Annotated in this window: 12 protein-coding genes; 8 read left to right on the forward strand and 4 right to left on the reverse strand. The window is 55.7% G+C overall.

Going from position 1 to position 19018, the window contains the following annotated elements; all coding sequences use genetic code 11:
• Positions 1-33 precede the first annotated feature (33 nt).
• Positions 34-429, forward strand: coding sequence for a hypothetical protein (locus Poly41_RS00555; RefSeq protein ID WP_146523990.1), 396 nt, complete (start codon positions 34-36; stop codon positions 427-429).
• 34 nt (positions 430-463) lie between these two features.
• Here Poly41_RS00555 and Poly41_RS00560 read toward each other — a convergent pair whose 3' ends face one another.
• Positions 464-5104: an outer membrane protein assembly factor BamB family protein gene (locus Poly41_RS00560; RefSeq protein ID WP_146523991.1), complete on the reverse strand. Its 4641-nt coding sequence runs from the start codon at positions 5102-5104 to the stop codon at positions 464-466.
• 269 nt (positions 5105-5373) lie between these two features.
• On the opposite strand from Poly41_RS00560, the gene Poly41_RS00565 reads away from it, so the two are divergent.
• Positions 5374-7785 carry a prolyl oligopeptidase family serine peptidase gene (locus Poly41_RS00565; RefSeq protein WP_146524903.1) on the forward strand — a complete coding sequence of 804 codons (2412 nt, stop codon included), beginning with the start codon at positions 5374-5376 and terminating at the stop codon, positions 7783-7785.
• A 168-nt stretch (positions 7786-7953) separates the two neighbouring features.
• Here the strand turns inward: Poly41_RS00565 and Poly41_RS33775 are convergent, their stop codons facing one another.
• Positions 7954-8532: a hypothetical protein gene (locus Poly41_RS33775; RefSeq protein ID WP_197230968.1), complete on the reverse strand. Its 579-nt coding sequence runs from the start codon at positions 8530-8532 to the stop codon at positions 7954-7956.
• 187 nt (positions 8533-8719) lie between these two features.
• Positions 8720-10363, reverse strand: a complete 1644-nt coding sequence (locus tag Poly41_RS00575) for a serine/threonine-protein kinase (protein ID WP_146523992.1) — start codon at positions 10361-10363, stop codon at positions 8720-8722.
• Positions 10364-10445: 82 nt separating this feature from the next.
• Here Poly41_RS00575 and Poly41_RS00580 point away from each other — a divergent pair, with 82 nt between their 5' ends.
• From Poly41_RS00580 to Poly41_RS00600, 5 genes are all read left to right on the forward strand, one after another.
• Entirely contained in the window at positions 10446-11504 is a 1059-nt protein-coding gene (locus tag Poly41_RS00580; protein ID WP_146523993.1) for a glycosyltransferase family 2 protein, read from the forward strand.
• A 6-nt stretch (positions 11505-11510) separates the two neighbouring features.
• Complete coding sequence (locus tag Poly41_RS00585) at positions 11511-13115, forward strand: ArnT family glycosyltransferase (protein WP_146523994.1); 1605 nt, start codon at positions 11511-11513, stop codon at positions 13113-13115.
• A gap of 25 nt (positions 13116-13140) precedes the next feature.
• Positions 13141-14280: an LptF/LptG family permease gene (locus tag Poly41_RS00590; RefSeq protein WP_146523995.1), complete on the forward strand. Its 1140-nt coding sequence runs from the start codon at positions 13141-13143 to the stop codon at positions 14278-14280.
• Complete coding sequence (locus Poly41_RS00595; protein WP_231615302.1) at positions 14277-14948, forward strand: TIGR04283 family arsenosugar biosynthesis glycosyltransferase; 672 nt, start codon at positions 14277-14279, stop codon at positions 14946-14948. The genes Poly41_RS00590 and Poly41_RS00595 overlap by 4 nt, the downstream gene beginning before the upstream one ends.
• A 148-nt stretch (positions 14949-15096) precedes the next feature.
• The gene (locus Poly41_RS00600; RefSeq protein WP_146523996.1) at positions 15097-15840 is read left to right on the forward strand and encodes a hypothetical protein; all 744 of its coding nucleotides are present in this window, start codon (positions 15097-15099) and stop codon (positions 15838-15840) included.
• A 20-nt stretch (positions 15841-15860) separates the two neighbouring features.
• On the opposite strand, the gene Poly41_RS00605 is transcribed toward Poly41_RS00600, so the two are convergent.
• The gene (locus tag Poly41_RS00605; protein ID WP_146523997.1) at positions 15861-17378 is read right to left on the reverse strand and encodes a hypothetical protein; all 1518 of its coding nucleotides are present in this window, start codon (positions 17376-17378) and stop codon (positions 15861-15863) included.
• A gap of 263 nt (positions 17379-17641) precedes the next feature.
• Between Poly41_RS00605 and Poly41_RS00610 the strand changes: the two genes are divergently transcribed.
• Positions 17642-18991, forward strand: coding sequence for a mechanosensitive ion channel domain-containing protein (locus Poly41_RS00610; protein ID WP_197230969.1), 1350 nt, complete (start codon positions 17642-17644; stop codon positions 18989-18991).
• Positions 18992-19018 lie beyond the last annotated feature (27 nt).

Below are 19018 nucleotides of genomic sequence, written 5' to 3' on the forward strand. Positions count from 1 at the left end.
TATTCTGCCCCTTTTTTCCTTTTGAGAAGAACCATGCACCGCACCCCGTTTCTGACAACCGTTTGTACGCTCAGTTGCTGCTTGTTCCTCAGTACCGCGGTTTACTTGCCCGTGGTTGCCGACGATCCCGATCCTGAAACGGAACCCAAGGCGACAATCAAAGAGGTCATGAAGAAGTGTTTCAAGGGTCCGCTCGTCAAGAAAGTTGCCTCGGGGAAAGCAACGGATGAAGAGAAGAAACAACTGCACGAGTTGTTGGTGGAAATGGCAAAGAACCAACCGCCAAAGGGAAGCGAAGACACTTGGAAGCTCATGACCGAGGCGTTAGTCAAAGCGGGCAAAGCGGCTGTCGACGGCGATCAAAAAGCAGGTGACATGTTGACCAAAGCGGCAAACTGCAAAGCTTGTCATCAAGAACACAAGCCGTAACGTTGGAGCGAGCCTATTTTGGAGCGAGCCTATTTTAGGGTGATGGGGCCTCCGCTTCCTTGGCGGCCCCCTCGCCACTTTCGTCCTCGCGGGGAGCAGCTGCCGAGGAGGATTGCGGTTCCGGTTCGCCGAACACGATCTGCAATTTCTCAAGTCCAATCTCAACGATGACAAGCGGTTGCTGCGGAGGAATTCGCACGTGCGTGACCAATTCATTCGTGTTGCTGCTCACCTCTTTGTCAAGCACCGAAACGACTTCTTCGCCATCGCGGATGTCCAAGGCCATCACGTCGAGCGTTCGTTTGCGGACTTGTGGGTTGACGGGGGAATACGTCGAATGGCTACGGGTCAGCAGCAACACGGGTGAGCTATCGGGTTGATGGACCGTGCATCCCCAAGGTTCGCTGAATTCCTTTTCCCAAACCAGCGCCCCACTGCTTAACGAGATCGCTAACACAGCGTTGGTCGTTTCATGATCGTTACTTTGTCGTGTCTGTAGCATTGGAGCCGGAGCCAATTCGTTTTCTTTTCCCCGCCGCGTCGGCAGCACGTACAACTGATCCCCCATGGTCGTGGCGTGCAGCCCAATCAAGTCGGCATAGGCAGGCACGCTTAAGGCAGCGATTTCTTTGCCTCCAACAATGTCCCACACGATCGCGTTTCCCTCGGTGTCCATCATCGTTAACCACCGGCCGTCCACAATCAGCCCGTACGATGCCGGCAGATCGCGGCTGGTTCGATTCCCTTCAAGGGTTTCCCGCTCCAAAACCACTTGGTCTTCAAACGGATCATACAACTCGACTCGATAATGCCCATCCTGTCCACTGATCGGTTGATAGGATAAGACATACTTCCCTTCCGCGGCCCAAACTTGGCCTCGCTCGAAGGCAAGTTCACGGGTTTTCGAACCGTCGAAAATGTCGAACAGGACGATCCGCTTTTCGTCGTCGGACACCACCGCGACCTCGGTCCCATTGGACAACACGACCCCGCTGGTCGGCGCGGCTGCATTGCGCCACTGGATTTCGGACGAAAACAGATCAGCGGACATCAACTCACCACCTTGAAGCCATAGCACGCGATCACCGAGAATCGGGCCAAGACTCAACTTCGGAATGCTGCTCCGAGCCGCAGTCCCCTTGATCAAGTATTCAAACACTTGGTCGCCAAACGGTGTGCTGTGACTTCGCCGATCCAGCATCGGCGCAGCGTCGCCGCCAAGTTCGTGTCGCCACATCACGCTGCCCCCTTCCTGATACACCAGTTTGAGTAAGTCCACACCGACAATGGAATTTCGTGTCACAATGACCATCACGCCCCCGGCAATCTTCGCTAGGTTTTGGCCGGTTTCGCGTTGGCGGGTTTCGTCGGCAACCGGAATCCCACGCGGATCACCCAGCGGTGTCCGAAGCGCCAAGGAGTAGGCGCCTTCACTGACCAACCGCCAACCACGAAACGTCTCGCCGCCGAGAAAAACGGTATCGGCAACCTGTTGGCGGAAGCCCATTGCGGCTCGCATTCCACTTGGTGTTGGTTCCCATTGGACTTGAGCCTTGTCGGGCCAATCCATCGTGTTGGTGTATCGACTCCCCAATTGCGATGCCATTTCGGCCATCGGGCCAAGCAGTTCGGCTGCAGGTGCATCTTCACGTCGCCGAAGTTCCTTGATGACCTCGGCTGCGTCACCGCCGAGGCGTGCAAACGCCAACACCTCGGCAAGTCTTAGCAATCGGTCGGTCGGCAGCTTCGCGATCGATGCGTGTGTCAACAGGTTGGTTCCGACCTCTAAGCAGGCAGCTCGAAGCCATTGATTATCTTCTTGATAGCGGTCCGACAACTGCTGACGCAGCGGTTCGGATCCTTCCAAAGATCCGAATTGGTTCACCGTCCGAGCCAACAAAGGATTGGAACCATGCAGTCGCTTGGCCAAGGATTCGATGATCACGTTGTTGACTGCGGCTCGCTGCTGCGAAGGCATGTTCCTTGCCATCTCGTTGGCACGAGCGGCGAGCCATGCGTCGAGCGAGCACTGGCGAGCGGATTGCGAAATCACACGACCTGCGGCCTCATCGGCCGTCGACTCGGACGTAGCCAAGGAGGAGAGTTCAATCATCTGTTGCGCGGCCGTTTCATACTCCTTGTCCTGCAAAGCGGCACGAATCCGGAGCGCCAACAATTCAACTCGCTGTTCCGGTTGATAGATCAATTGGTCAAGCGTCTCCACCAGTTCGCCACTGATATCGGGCGTTTCTCGAAGTAAATCGAGCATGGCCGTGACGGACAACATCACCACCTCGTCGTTGTCCGGTTCCATTTCTCTCGCTTTTCCAAGCAACCGCAGCGCTTCGCTTCGCTGCCCCGCCTGGATCAGCAACTCCGCCTTGCGAATGATGGCTTGCGTGTCATCGGGATTTGCCTTCAGCGCCTTTTCCACCTTGGGGCCGAGTGACTCTTCGCCATAGGCCACTGCGATGGTGGTGGCAGTTTGTGAAATCAATTCACCGTCGGTCGCGAGCAGGTTGCCCAGTTGGAAACGCAAGACGCGGCGGTCCGCGACCGAACCGTCTTTGAGCGATACTTTGACCAATTCATTGCTGGTCGTCGGCAGCAGGTATGCGTCGGTGGTAAAAACCCCACGCCCCGAGATTTGTTGTCCCACCGTCACCAAACCCGGGGGCGTTGTCCACAGGTTCTTTCCGCTGGCGATGTCGAACGCAGCCATTTGGTTGTTGCCGACCAGAAAGAAGTCGCCATCACGAATCCCAGCCAACCAACGGAAAATCACTCGGTCCTTGGGGGGGAAGAGGGATTCGCCGGTGAGCAAATCGCATCCAAACAGGCGGTTAGATTCGATCGGTGTCAACAAAACCACTCGTTCGTTCGCAATCGCCGCGCCACTCTGCCAACGCTGCATCAACTGCGTCGCCTCGACTCCCCGTCGCCCGCGAGTACTCATGCCGCGCACGATGTCGTCGTTGCGCTCGTAGGTGACACCCCATCGCAGCATGCGATCCACAAGATCGACGGCTACGCAGGCCCCGGCACCGGTGGGGCAAATCAGGACTCCTTCGTGATAGGTCGGCGTTGCACCAGCGACGCGTCGAAGGGTGTCGGTATCGACGGTACCGGTTTCGACGGCGACCAAGTGTTGACGCCAAATTTCTTTGCCCGTAGCGGGTTCAAGACAGATCAGCGAAATGTCACCCGCGATCTCTGCCATCACGTAGAGTCGACCATCGAGCGGCAGCGGCGGGCCAAGAAAAAATGCATCGGACAAAGTCGAAGCGACGTCTTCGCCTTTGCCGATTCGCCAACGTAGTTTCCCTTCGGACGCCAAGTCGAGCGCGACCAACGTGTTGCTTCCCGATTCACTTGGTCGAGTCCCCTGCATCCCCATGATCGGGCTGAAGGTCGCCATTTCGACCTCGCTCAAATCGTCTAACATGAAGACTCGGGTGCCATCGCTAGTCATCTGCCCATAAGGCAAGTCGTTCCAGACTCGTTGGCTCAACAAATCGTTGACTTCCTCTTCACCAGGAATGGCGTCGAATTCAACCGACTCGCTTTCGTAGTTCTTGCTCGGCGAAAACCAAGGGTACATCCAGACTCGCTTGCCACTTGAGAAATCGACACCCACGAGCCGCTCCGTCGTTCTCATCAACAGATAATCGCCAACACGAATCGGTGACCAGCTGGGAGGGGGCAGTTTTCCGCTTGAAGTGAGTCCATGCGTGATCTCTCGCAGGGACCGCGTTTGTCGGGGGCTGGCCGTGGTGTCGAGCATCCAACGTTCGTTGGCGAGCGGCATTTCACCGACATCTCGGTCGTTTCGATCCAGCGTGCCACCAAAAACCGGATAGTTGGTCACATCCCCAACGAGGGGCACGGCGGCGCGAGAACGCGAGTCCACCCAATCGACAAGCTCCTCGGCTGGGGGAAGGCTTTGTGCGATGCCATCGAGCGTTGCCGAGCCAGTGGGCAAGCGATCTCGGTCAATCGTTCGACCGGCTGCATGGCACGCGACCGCGTACAATAGATGGACCGCAGCGCCCATTTGGTTGATCGCCGCGGGCGAGGCGATGACGTCATCAAGCATCAAAGATGCGGACAAGGGGTGTCCGCTCAACAGGTCTCGGTGGGCCAGCAACAGCGAGGCATCGTAACCGGCTTCGGTGTGGAAGTACTTTCGGCGAACTTCGGCAACCATGTCCCAGTCACGCGTCGCCGCAGCGTCGTCAAGCATTTTTCTTGCCAGCGGCCCGTATCGCAGTTGGTACGTATCGCGAGCCACGGTGGGCAAGCTACCGATGATTGTGCGGGCACGGTGGTACAAACTTTCTCGGATCAACTGGTTCGGCACATTCGCTTCGGCCGCATCGAGGAAAAAGTCTTGTCCGCTAAGCTGGGACTCCTCGACCGGTTCGACGTCTCTTTGCAACAAATCACCGAGCCGAACAACCGCATCGCTGTAGCTTTGGTCCTCAATCGAACGCTCCGCTTCGCGTAACTGCTGTAGCATGCTTCGCGGGGCGTCGATGAACCGGCCCGATGGAGTCCCGGCAATCGGGCGGAAAAAGCCTTGAGCCAACGTCGCCTGCGTGTGGAGGCACGCGAATCCAACGAACAAGCAGCCGAGCAACACGCGAAATCGATTCAATTTCGAAATGACGATCACAGGAAGTCCTGAGAAGTGGAGTGAGTGGGGCCGGATCCGCGGTTCAAGCGGCCATTGCCGGGTTTTTATTGTAAGAATAGAACTCGGGGCGTAACGGGGCAAAGGGTAGAAAGGCCAACAATTGGCCAAAGAACCTCAAATTGCATTTGAATTTCGAGTAAAATCGCCGCCTTGCTACCACTCGATCAATCCCACCTAATGCCCCCCCCTCCATGAAAATCCGCCGTTTCTTCCGACTCCCCCTTCCTCGCCCGTTGCTCCTCCATCGAATGGGCTTTTTGGCTGTCCTTGTCTGCTCGTGTCCCTCGCTGTTGGCCCAGGGCACCTTAGCGGAATACGAACACTGGGAATCGTTGGCATCGCGAATCGATCAGCCTGTCTTCGCCGACAAGGTCAAACCGAATTGGATCGATGAATCAAAAGGACAATTTTGGTACCAGATTCAACGCTCCGAAGACAATTCACTTTTCGTTCTGGTGGACGCGACGCAAGGGGCACGACAGGAGTTTAAGAGTCTACCGCAGTTGGTCCGGCACCTTTCCGATTCCGACGACGAACTGCCCGCTGACCTCAAACGCGATTCCCTCGCTCCAAACGCTCGGATCCAGCGTAGTCGCGATGGTGGCCAGCGCACCGAAATCCATTTCAAAAACGAGACCGACGAACCGCTGCGGTACAAATGGGTCAACTCAAGTGGTGGCTTGGTCGAGTATGGCAAAGTCGAGGCAGGGGCGACTGCGTCACTGAGCACGTTTGATGGCCATAGTTGGGTGTTGGAAACCGAAGCCGGGCAAGTGGTGGCTGCCTTTGTTGCAGCGGTCTGGCAATCGCTGGCGATCATCGATGCGGAAACCCCACGCCCCGAACCACTCGAACTCCGACGACGCCCCCGTGACCGTAGCGGGCAACGGCATCCGTCCCCCGATGGGCAGTGGCATGTGGAGTTTGCTAACCACAACGTCGTGTTGGTCAACAACCAGTCCAACAACTCGATCACGATGACCCACGATGGAATGGAACAAAACGGTTATGGCGGAAACGTGTGGTGGTCCCCCGACTCGGCTCATTTCGTCGTGTTCAAGACGACGCGAATTGACGTACGGACGATTCCAATCGTTGAATCGTCACCAAAGGGTTCCATTCACTCCAAGTTACTCACAGTCAAATACGCCAAACCTGGTGATCCCGTTGATCACGACCGACCGGTGCTGCTCCACATTCCCGACGAGATCGAAAGGCAAGAGGGCGATACAACCAACGTAGCACAACCGATTGAGGATTCGCTTTTCTCATCCCCTTACTCGATCGGCGAGGTTCATTGGCACAAAGACAGCACCTTCTTTTCTTTTGTCTACAACCAACGGGGACATCAAGTGCTACGCGTCATCGCCGTGGATGCCGAAACGGCAGAGCCGCGTGTGATGATTGACGAGCAAAGCGAAACGTTCGTTTGCTATTCGCACAAGAAATATCTGCGTCGATTGGATCAAACCGACGAGGCGATTTGGATGAGCGAACGGTCGGGATGGAACCATCTTTACCTCATCGACCAGCAGACCGGTGATGTCAAGAACGCGATCACATCGGGGCCATGGGTGGTCCGCGACGTCGAACGAGTGGACGAGGAAAACCGTCAAGTATGGCTAACCGTTTCCGGAATCGATCCCGATCAAGACCCCTACTACAAACATCTGGTGCGAGTCGATTTTGATGGCAGCCATCTGGTTCGATTCACCTCAGCGAATGGCGACCATCGCTGGGTCTTTTCGCCTGAACAGCGTTACTTGATCGATTCCTATTCTCGCGTCGACTTGCCGCCGGTCTCGGTGCTCTGCGATGCTAACACGGGTGACATGATTTGCGAATTGGAACACGCCGATGCGTCGCAGCTATTGAACACAGGATGGCGATACCCAGAGCGTTTCGTTGCCAAGGGACGTGACGGAGTCACGGACATCTTTGGCATCGTGATCCGGCCCACTCATTTTGATCCGAGTAAGACGTACCCGGTTCTCGAAGCCATTTATGCCGGGCCTCACGCCGCCTTTGTCCCCAAGAGTTTCGGACGCCAGACCAATTTGCAAAAGATGGCGGAATTGGGGTTTATCATTGTTAAAATGGATGGCATGGGGACCAGCTACCGCAGCAAGGCATTTCATGACGTGTGCTGGAAGAATCTGGGCGACAGTGGCTTTGCCGACCGTATCGCGTGGATCAAAGCGGCCGCAAAGGAGCATCCTGAAATGGACTTGACGCGAGTTGGAATTTGGGGCGGATCCGCGGGCGGGCAGAGTGCGATGCGAGCGTTAATTGCACATGGTGATTTTTATCACGCCGCAGTTGCCGATTGCGGATGCCACGACAATCGCGTCGACAAAATGTGGTGGAACGAACAATGGATGGGGTATCCGATCGAATCCCATTACGCGGAACAATCCAATGTGACCCAGGCGCATCGCATGCAGGGCGACTTGATGTTGATCGTCGGCGAATTGGATCACAACGTCGATCCTGCGTCCACGATGCAAGTCGTCCATGCGTTGGTGAAGGCCGACAAGGATTTCGAATTGCTGCTGATGCCTGGCGTCGGCCATGGGGCGGCCGGCCATCCCTACGCCGAGCGGAGGCAAGCCGATTTCTTTGTCCGTAAGTTATGGAAGCGGGAACCCAGGAATCCCTAGCCCGGGCGATTCATCCGTCCAAACCTATTCCCCGTAACCTTATGTATGCAATCAGCTGACATCGATTGAGTCAAAAACAGACTGCGCACGTTGGAGTCGTTAACAAGATCCACTGCTGGCAACCCTCATGCTTCTGTGTGGCAAAGCACGAACCGCCGCAGAAACAGACTATGGCAGCTGGGGTCCATCACCGAGTTCAAGCGGATCGACCTGTTTGAGGAAGTCCTTGAATTCGGTGTTTGGGAGTTCCGCTTGTGCATCCGACGCCGAGTCCATCGCCGGCACCAATTCGACATCGTCCTCGGCTGCTTCGAGGTCTTCGCCATCGACCAGGTCCGCGTCAATTTCGCCGGAGTCGTCTTGCCGATCGCCAAGCGCGGGGCGAGGGGATTCGTCGTCTTGTTCTGCGTTCTTCGAAGCCCGGGCGCCAACTCGCAGTGCTTCCCAAGGTTTCGGGTAGAAGTACTGGGACACACAGCGACCGTGTGGATTGTCGTACGCGCCGTGATGCTCGGCGCGATGCCAAGCCATTGCTTCTTGACTCGTCGGCGCGATCTTGTAGGCAATCTTGCCTCCAAGATAAGTCGGCCGGTTGTATTTCCGTCGGTAGGACTCCGGCAGGCAGTTGCCTAAAGGTCCAATCACATCGACGCGGGGATACACCGGCTGGCACTCACGGTCGGGATGATGAGCCAATGCCGACGTGGTCAGGCAACTCGCAACAATGAGGAAAGTAAAACGTGACATACCGATAGGCTTCGGGGTTTGGGGAAACACGATCGTGTGTGAAACGGACTGGCGTGTCTGATACGGACTGGCTCGTCGCGGGTTCGGACGCCACAAGCCCCGTTTGTGCTTTCGGCAGCGATCGTAGCGACAAATCACCCAGCCGAGGGTTATTCCGAAAGTACGGGTCAAACCAGTTGCTCATCCGTTAAGACAGGTCGTCCGCAGTCGCTTGCGAGCGGTAATGCCAACCCAATACGACTAAACTGACAAGCCAAATCAAGCCGAAGAACAGCGGTGCCAGTGGCAGCCAGACGACCGAGACGACAGCGCAGCTCAAGAACAACAACCCCAACAGTGCCGATCCGCCCCAGACATGGCCCCCCATGGCAATAAAACCAAAGCCGCCGAGCGCCGCTGCGAAGGGGAACAGCAATTGTTCGTCCAAGCCGCCAAGATGTAGCAACACGTTCATGGTTGCTAGCGTTGCCAGATAGCCGAGCCAAATCGACCAAACAGGCCGCTCCGCGACGGTTCGGGGCAAGATTTGGCCATGACGCGACCAGTAAATCGAAGCGAAAATTGAAGCGAGCATCGTCGCACGGGGGATCCAGTACGCCGATAGCGTTGAAAACGACAGCCGATCGAGAAAGAAGATAGCAACGTGGGTGACAAAGATGATGATGCCAATGCCAATCAACGTTCGGCCCCACGATCGAAAGTCGTCTTGATGTTGGTCGCGGCGGATCTCTCGTGCCATACGGTCCAAAATCCCGCTGCCCGCCGCACGAATCGGTTCACCTAAGAGAAACCGGTCGAGATCGTCTGCCAAGTCGTCTGCCGTTGCGTACCGCATCGCAGGGTCATAATGCATCGCCTTGAGACAAATCACCTCGAGGTCCGTGGGGATGCTGCGGCGCAGCATCCGTGGCGACAGGGGTTCATCGTGGAGGACCGACCGGAGAACGTCGGCAGACGACCGCCCATCATGCGGCGGGCGGCCAGTCAAAACCGCATACAGAATCGCACCCAAGGAATAGATATCCGCTGGCTGCCCCACGCTGCGACAGCCCGTCGCCTGCTCGGGGCTCATGTAATGCGGCGTCCCGAGCACCTGTCCGGTTCGAGTCAATGTCGCGCCATCGCGATGCCATTTCGCCAGGCCAAAATCGGCAACCAAGGGCCGGCCATCTTCACCGATCAGAATGTTCTCGGGTTTTAGATCCCGGTGAATGATGCCTTCGCGATGGGCGTACGCGACCGCTCGGGCGATTTCGCCAACGATTCGCGCCGCGGAGGCATCATCATGCCTGCGTTCGTCAAGCTGTTGCTGCAAGGTCGGACCTTCGATGAGCGACATCGAGAAGTACTCGTAGCCACCCCACGAACCGATATCATGGATCGCAATGATGCCGGGATGACGCAGCCGAGCGGCCGCCTCCGCCTCGATCCGAAACCGTTGTCGTTCCTCTTCTCCGGCCAACACGCCGCTGCTGATCAGTTTCAAGGCGACGGGCCGACCGAGGTTGTCTTGGCGAGCCCGGTACACGACCCCCATCCCTCCGCGAGCGATTTCGGACTCGATTTCGTAGGGGCCGACGCGGACGCCAATCAGAGAGTTGCTCTCAATTTGCGACGCCGGATCCCCCAATAGCCAGTGGTGATTGCGAAAAAAACTCTTTAACTCCTCGGCAAACTGAGGGTAAGCGTCGAGGTAAAGTCGCGCGTCCGGTGCCTCGCCTTTCTCGTGTTTTTCCACATATTCGGCCATCACCACTTCCAACAGCGACGATTCATGGTCGGCCGGCAGGGTGATCGGCGGGTTCGATTCAGATCTGGACTTTGGCTTCATCGCTTCAGTATACCTCGGTCAAGAAGCTGTCGATCGCGAAGACCACGTCTTGATTTCCCAATAAAATTTGTGCCCGGCCATCATGGAAGACTACCCTGCCTTGCCTGACGAAGAGGCGATCGATTTGTCGGTCGTGATCCCACTTTACAACGAGGAAGAGTCGGTGGAGCCACTGGTTCATGCGCTCCGCGACGCGTTGATTCCCGCGCCGCTGAGCCTCGAGATCATTCTGGTGGACGACGGCAGCACCGATCAAACGTACACGTCGGCGATTCGGGCAGGCAAGCAGGTGGGGTTGGACCTCCAAGTCTTGTCGTTGCAGCGGAATTTTGGGCAAACCGCAGCGATGCAGGCGGGAATCGACGCCGCCAGAGGGCGGCTGATCGCGACGCTTGATGGAGACCTGCAGAACGACCCGGCCGACATTCCTGCGATGGTCAAGCACCTTGAAGCCAACGACCTCGATCTGTTGGTGGGTCGCCGAAAAAAACGACAAGATGGCGTGATGTTGAGGCTGATCCCGTCATGGATTGCCAATCGCCTGATCGGCAAAGTGACCGGCGTCCGAATTCGCGACTATGGATGCAGTTTGAAGATTTATCGATCGAGCGTGATCAAGCAAGTCAAATTGATGGGCGAGATGCATCGCTTTATCCCCGCTTGGGTCGCCGCCGTCACTCACCCTTCACGGATCGGCGAAATCGACGTGCGTCATCGCGCTCGTGAGTTTGGTACGTCAAAATATGGCATCTCGCGAACCATTCGTGTGGTGCTGGACCTATTGTCCGTGTTGTTCTTCATGAAATACCGAGCACGACCTGGGCACTTCTTTGGCACCGTCGGATTGGTGATCGGCGCCATTGGTGCTTTGATGCTTTCCACGGTCTTTGTTTCCAAGTTTGGATTGGGCCAAGACATTGGGACCCGACCGATGTTGCTGCTTGGTGCTGTCGCGATGTTGTCGTCGCTGCAATTGATCTGTTTTGGCGTGATGTCCGAGATGCTTGCTCGGATCGACAACGAATCAAGTCGCCAGCAAAGCTACATCATCCGTAATCGTTATGCGACGTCGCAAGACTCTAGCTGCAAGGGCGATTACGTGATTCCCATTCCCACCGTGACGCAGCGCAAGGTGGGGTAAGTCGACATGGCCGATTGGATCTCGCAACATCGATATCGATTCCTGATTGTGGTCTGCGTCTACTTCGCGATTCATGTACTGGTGCGCGTCAGTGTGTCAAGTTCGTTGGACTTTGACGAAACGGAACAAGTGTTTTTGTCTCAGTGGACGCTGCTTGGGTACAACAGCCAACCCCCCTTGTACACATGGATGCAACAGGGGCTGTTTCGTGTGTTGGGCTACAATGTTTTTTCCTTGGCGTTGCTGAAGAATTCGCTTTTGTTGCTGACCTATGTCACGGTATTTGAGCTTGTTCGAAAGACAACGGACAACACAAAACTTGCGGTGTTGGCGTCGCTGGGGATGCTCACCATTCCGCAGATCGCTTACGAGAGCCACCGTGACTTGTCTCACACCGTTTCGGTAACCTTGGCAACCGCTGCCTTGATGTATTGCGTCGTCTCGGTCGAAAAATGCGATCGCCTGTTTTGGTACCTCGCGATCGGCGTGACCTCTGCCTTTGGAATGATGAGCAAGTACAATTTCGCGATCATCCTTGTCGCGATTGCCATTTCAGCCATCACGATTCCAAGCTATCGCCGGCGACTTCTGGATTGGAGACTGGGTTGGTCGTTGTTGGTGGGACTGTTGTTCATTGCTCCACACAGCGTTTGGATGCTGAATCATCCGTTGTTGGTGTCCTCGAAAACCGTGAAAACGTTGACGACCGACCAATCCATCCATTGGCTTGCCAACGTAGGTTCGGGGATGCAAGCCCTCGTCCTTTCGACACTTGCCTGCTGTGCGGTCACGCTGGCGGTGTTTACTATCGCCTATCGAGATTCGATCATCGGCTATTTTCGAGATCGAGACGAGACTGCGATGGAATCCATCGCGTCGTTTCGTCCGACGGCACTGCTGATCGAACGATTCTTTCTCGTTATCGCAATGGCCTTGGTCTTGCTCGTATTGTCTGGCCAGGCGCTCGAGTTCAGAAACCGCTGGATTCAACCCTTTGTGTGCTTGCTGCCGGCATACTTGGTGCTGCGTTTTGGAGGCATTGGAATCGCCGACCGAGTTGGGTTTCAACGCATGGTGTTGACATCCGTCTTGTTGATGGTGTTTGTGCTCAGCGCCGTTTCCTCGCGACCGTTGTTGGCTCGTTTTCGTCAAAAGTACCTGTTGCTGAATGTGCCCTTTGATTCCTTCGCAGAAACCATGCGTGATCGCTGCGGATACGACCCCGAGCTGATCATCACACCCAATATGCGGATTGCAGGAAACATGAAAATGCAGTTTCCGACGTCGTTGGTCTTGTCGATGGATACCCCGTACTTGCTGGGACGGGATTTGAGTCCAGAACGGATTCGTCGGCGAAGTAACCGGACCGTCGTGGTGACCGACTTCGCGGACCCTGGATCACTTGAACGGCTTGCTGATTTTACTTACCAGACACTGCAACAGGATTCCGAATCGGTATGCTGGCAAACGATTGGCCATCCGTACCTGCACGGGGATCCCGAGAGTCGCAGTGAATTCACATTTGCACGCCTTGATGATCCCCTTCGACACGTGGGCCCGGTGGAATCAACCGCTTCGGTCAGTGACCGTATCCCCCCGACAAGACGATAAAAGGCGATTTCAGGAGAGTCGTGTCGTGACAAAAATAGACCGCTACATTCTGATCCTGTTCCTGCGCACCACGCTGGTTTGTTTCTGCTCCATTGCAGGCATTTTTGTCGTGTTCCATGCCTTCACGAGCCTTGACGATCTCGTTCGCCAAGGTCAATCCGATGGAGGACTGCTGCGCGTGATGGCGCGGTATTATGGACCTTACATGTTGCTGCTGTTTGATTGGACCGGCGCGATCATCGTACTGATGTCGTTGTTGTTTACGATCGGATGGCTTCGCCGAACCGGCGAATTGACAGCGACGTTGGCAGCGGGCATTTCCCATGGCCGCATCCTGAGACCCATTCTCGTTGCGGCCTTCCTGATCGTCGTGGTGCAATTCGTCAACCGCGAGTTCTTTTTGCCGAACCACCGCGATTCGCTCGCGATGAAAACGAAGGAACTTGAACGAGAGACGCAGCATCCGATGTTACCGTGCGATGATCGAACCAGCGGCATTTTGATTGAAGGGGCCGGCATCTTGCCGCGTAGCAAACGGATCATCAAACCAAGTTTTCGCTTGGAAGGAGACTACAAAGACTTTGGTGATCTGCTCACTGGCGAAACCGCGCAATGGACAGCGGCCAATGCCGATCATCCCTCTGGCTACCTGGTCGACGGCATCACACGCCCCGATTTAATCGACTCGCTTGCCTCAACCGGAACGAAGGATCGAACCATCTTGTACACGTCGCTGGATTCGCAGTGGGTTGGGCCGAAGCAGTGTTTTGTTGCAACGACGATCAATGCAGAACTGCTGCAGGCCGATCAATCGACGTCGCGTTTGGTGTCGCTGCCCGAGTTGGCCGCGCGGGTAAAAAACCCAGCGGTGCACAGCAGCGCAAGCGTGCAGGTCCTGTTGCACGAACGGATCATCCGCCCGCCACTTGATTATGCCTTGATCCTGCTGGGGTTACCGATGGTGATCAATCGCAAGGATCGCAATTTGTTTGTCATGATCGGCGTCGCGATAGGCACGGTGCTCTTCTTTTTTGCGATCAAGACACTTGCCGGTGCGCTCGGGGGTGCCGGCTATTTGTTGTCACCGTCGATGGCGGCATGGGTACCACTCTTGGTCCTCGGGCCGGTCGCGTATGTGCGATTGCGGGATATTGAAACTCTATGAAGCCCTTGGACGTCTCGGTTGTCATCATTGCACGGAACGAACAATCGAGCATCGATTCGGCGATACGATCCGCGATCGAAGCGGGGGCCGTGGAGGTGATCGTTTGTGACGGTGGCAGCCAGGACCAAACCATCGCTCGCGCGACCTCCGCCGGTGCCACCAAGGTGATCCGGTCCGTCCCCGGTCGTGGCATTCAATTGAACGCCGGTGCCATGTTTGCCAAAGGGGAGTTCGTTCTCTTTCTGCACGCGGACAATCAACTCGGCGAGCATTGTTTACAACAGATTTGCGATTGTGGTGATGTGGTTTGGGGCGCGTTTCGGCAAGATATCGATGCGAAAGGGCGGAAGTATCGATGGCTTGAAAAAGGCAATGCGTTGCGCGTCCGATGGTTCAAGATGGCATTTGGTGATCAGGCCATCTTTGTCAATCGATCGGCTTTCAAAAAGAACGGGGGGTTCGATGAAATCCCGCTGATGGAGGACTTGGAGTTCTCTCGGCGAATGCGAGAAATCGCAACACCGGTCCTGTTGCCCGGTCCGGTCAGGATTAGCCCTCGACGTTGGCAACAGCACGGAGTGATTCGCCAAACGTTACATAATTGGTCACTCCAATTGGCCCACAAGCTCGGTGTCCCTTCAAGCCGCTTGGCCAACTGGTATCGTTAGCGATCTGTCCATCCCTAGCAAATCGCTCGTAGCGGATCGGTAGCGGAGGCGTCGACTCGGCTCTTGTCATCCAACAGTCGTTTACTACCATAGTGGCTGCTCGATTCCCACGTTTCGGTCTCCGTCCAACAACCCCTCCGCCTCCAAGATGTCGAACGAATTATCAATTCTATGCGTCGCCGCAGTGACGATTGCGTTCGTACATACCTTGCTCGGCCCCGATCACTACGCTCCCTTTGTCGCAATGTCGCGTGCCGGAGCATGGTCTTGGCGAAAAACGATGACCGTGACGGTTCTATGTGGTGTCGGACACGTGGTGGGTTCCATTGTCGTGGGATTGTTAGGCATTTCTTTTGGAGTCGTCGTGACACGATTGGAATGGTTCGAGGGAGTTCGGGGGAACGTTGCCGGTTGGTTGCTTGTTGGGTTTGGCTTGATGTACATGGTTTGGGGGATTGTTCAAGCCGTTCGCGGAAAGACGCATTCACACGCTCATGTTCATGCTGACGGCACCCTGCACGCACATCCTCATGACCACCACGTCGCAACCGACCAAGAGCAAGAGCATTGTCATGTGCACGCCTCCCATCTAGGTGAACCTGCGAACCACCCGTCTTTGACGCCGTGGGTTTTGTTCACCATTTTCGTTTTTGGTCCCTGTGAACCACTGATACCGCTGTTGATGTATCCGGCCGCAAAATCGTCTTGGTGGGGCGTCTCGCTCGTCGCGATTCTGTTTTCGGTGGTCACGATTGCCACGATGACCGCCATCGTAGCCGCGTTGGTGTACGGCACCAAATCGATTCGTATTCCCTGGCTTGAGCGTTTCGGACATGCGACGGCCGGTTTTATCGTTACGGCCTGTGGGATCGCTGTCACCGTTGGTTTATAGCGGTTCGCTTGACGCTACCGTTAGAAACTAAACTGCAATTGGGTTCGATAGAGCCAGCCAATGTCACCCGGTGAGATGTCGAGTGCCGATGAATTGATCGGTGCTCCATCGAGATAGGTGGCGTCCAAAGTCAGCTTGATATGTTGCTCACGAAAATACCAAACCGCTCCCGCAGCGATCTCGTTCGCTTCCTGATTACGAACACCGAGAGTCCCTGAATTGCCTGAGACCCGCGACCAGCGTGTCAACAGTTGTAACTTTTTGGCAATCGCAAAGTATCCGAACTGCAGCCACATGCCTTGGTCATACAAATCCGGAACCGAAGCGCCTTTGAACTCGGACACGTTCCGAAAATAGTACTCGAGTGTGGAGGACAACCCCAGATACTTCATTGACGCGGCGACGCTAAAAAGGGCCACCGAGTACTGGTCCACGGTGTCCGGTAACAAACTCGACAGTCGCCTTCCCGAATCAACCACCCGCAGCGCGTCGAATTCGGTGGTGCCCGTGCGATCGATGGTCGAGAATGCCACCCCGCCTCCGATGCGTGTCGCCAGACGGTCATGTACGTCAAAATCTGCCAATTCGCCGTGCCCCCACTCTCCGGTCGGATAGCAATAGGCGGTCATGGAAAACGCGTTGTTGTTGTCGAGCGTCCCGCTACTGCCGGTTTCGGCACCGCCAGTGACCAAGCCATTGAAGAGGGCGAGGTCCCAGTAAATCGGCCTTTCCAAGCCAGTCGTTGCGCCGTAAAGCCCCCAGGCTAAACTGCGATTGACGTCAAAGTAGATACTGGCCATCGAGCGATCTGCAAACTCGAACTGCTTGCCGCTGAGGTGTCGAGCAAGCGTAAAAGGCATTTTGTAGAGGCCCGCTTTGAGTCCCAACGTGCCACTGGCAAGGTTCATCGCTTGGTGGCCAACGTCGAACTTCAGGTAATAGTCGAGGATCCGCAAATTGTCGCCCGAGTTGCTCCGTCCGTCTAGTTGAAGAAAATAGGCAATGTCGGGACTAAAGGCATGGCCTTGAAAAACGATCCTCGCGCGTTTGAGTTGCAATTGGTTGAGGTCCGGGCTGAGGTCCGGTTGCTCGGAATCAAAAATGGTGTCACGCATCTGCCCATAGCCGTTGATCCGCAGCCAATAGGGATACGCGTCGGCTCCAAGCTCAAGCTCCCGCTGGCTGGCTATCGTGAAACCACCGTCATACCCCACGCGGACAGGTAGCTGCATCGCAGCCGAGCGATCTACGCGAACGGGATCCATCGAGTCGGCCTGGCGTAACGGCGAGGCTTGACCACCAACACCGCTGCCCGTGGGGACAACGACCGGTTCGGGAAAACCTTGCTGCATGCTCCGCTGGACAGTGAACAGCTCGTCTAACTCGTAATCATTCACGTTGCCTTCGATCGGCAGGGTGCTCAACCACTCGCTCTCGGGTGACTGGCTCTGAGCGAAATGACTGCAAGCAATCAGCACCACGATCCAAACCGTGATCTGCGTCGCAGCTGTCGGTCGTTTGGCTGCAACAAGCAACATGCCACTTCATGAAAAAATGAGCGAATTGGGACGCGGATACGGCATTCCAACTCCTATTATCGTCATAATCCCTACGGCTTCTGACGTCGATTGGGAAGATAGCTCGAAAAACGGCTGCCACCCCACGCTGTCTGCGAGCGGAAGAGGCGGTCACCCCGTGACGGTGGCTGCATCGACCTTCTATATTGCTGGCCTTCTGATTTCTAATCGCCCCACTCACAATCGCAGGATTTGACATTCGCATGATTTTGCTCCGATCTCTCATGGTTCTCCTCACTCTAATTGCAAGCATTGACTCGGGATTGGCTGCCGATAGCGACACGCCAACGCCGAAACCTCAAACCATTGATGTAGTGGACATTCCCGTTGACCAATTGCAAGTCATGGTCAAGCCGCTGACCCGTGAGGAGTTACAAGTCGAGATTGACGCATGGCAGAAATTAGTCCGTCAAACGGCGGGACAAATCGCGGACATCAAGCGCACGGTCAAAGTGGGCAACGAGGTCATGGCAGAAGCGGCCGAGGTGGACGACGTAACGGATTCCGATGCGAATACCGATCAGCCCGACGTTGATGTGGGACAGCTCGTTGAGGAAAAAGAACAGGCCCTTAACACCCTTTCCGATTTGCAGACGCAGCAGACCGATCGAATTGAACGTCTCTCTGTGGTACTCAAGTCGTTCGAAAAAAAAGGGGGAGACACCGAATCGTACGATCAATACATCGAAGCGCTGCGTGGCGTTGAAATTGACACGTCCGACACCGCAGCGACTTGGGCGGCGATCAAGGGATGGTTCAGGTCAGAGGAGGGTGGCATCCGCTGGGCGTGGCGTCTGTTCTCGTTCTTTTTGGTGCTGGCGGTGACCTTGTTGGTTGCTGGCTTCGTATCGCGAATCGTGCATCGCTGGCTTGATCGAACCTCTCATCTGTCGAAGTTGGCCGAGCACTTGATTTCTCGTAGCATCCGACGCGTGATTTTGCTGCTCGGGTTCTTGATCGCTTTGACGCGGCTAGGCATTGACATCGGCCCACTGCTTGCCGCGGTCGGAGCCACCGGCTTCATTATTGGATTTGCATTGCAAGGAACGCTCAGCAACTTCGCCAGCGGGTTGATGATATTGCTGAATCGCCCCTTTGACGTCGGAGACGTGGTGAATGCGGGTGGCGTTGCCGGGACCGTGTCAGAAATGAATCTCGTCTCGACAACGTTCAAGTCCTTTGACAATCAAAAGATCATCGTTCCCAACAATGAAATTTGGGACAGCGTGATTACGAACGTCACCGCAAACAACACTCGACGAGTCGACTTGACGTTTGGATGTGGTTACGACGACGACCTGGATCGTGTCGAGCAGGTCTTGACCGAAGCGGTCCACGATCATCCGCTTGTGCTCGAGGATCCAGCGCCGACCATCAAACTGAACGAACTCGCCGAATCGTCGGTCAACTTCATTGTTCGCCCCTGGTCCAAGACGACCGATTACTGGACCGTCCATTGGGATCTCACCCGCACCATCAAAAAGCGTTTCGATGAGGAGGGCATTTCGATTCCGTTCCCTCAACAGGATGTGCATGTCAAGACCGTGGCGGGCTCCGGAAAACCTTTGGGGTAATGGCCTGTCCGTCGATTGCGGATTCGC

It is taken from the genome of Novipirellula artificiosorum (assembly GCF_007860135.1).
GTDB classification, from domain to species: domain Bacteria; phylum Planctomycetota; class Planctomycetia; order Pirellulales; family Pirellulaceae; genus Novipirellula_A; species Novipirellula_A artificiosorum.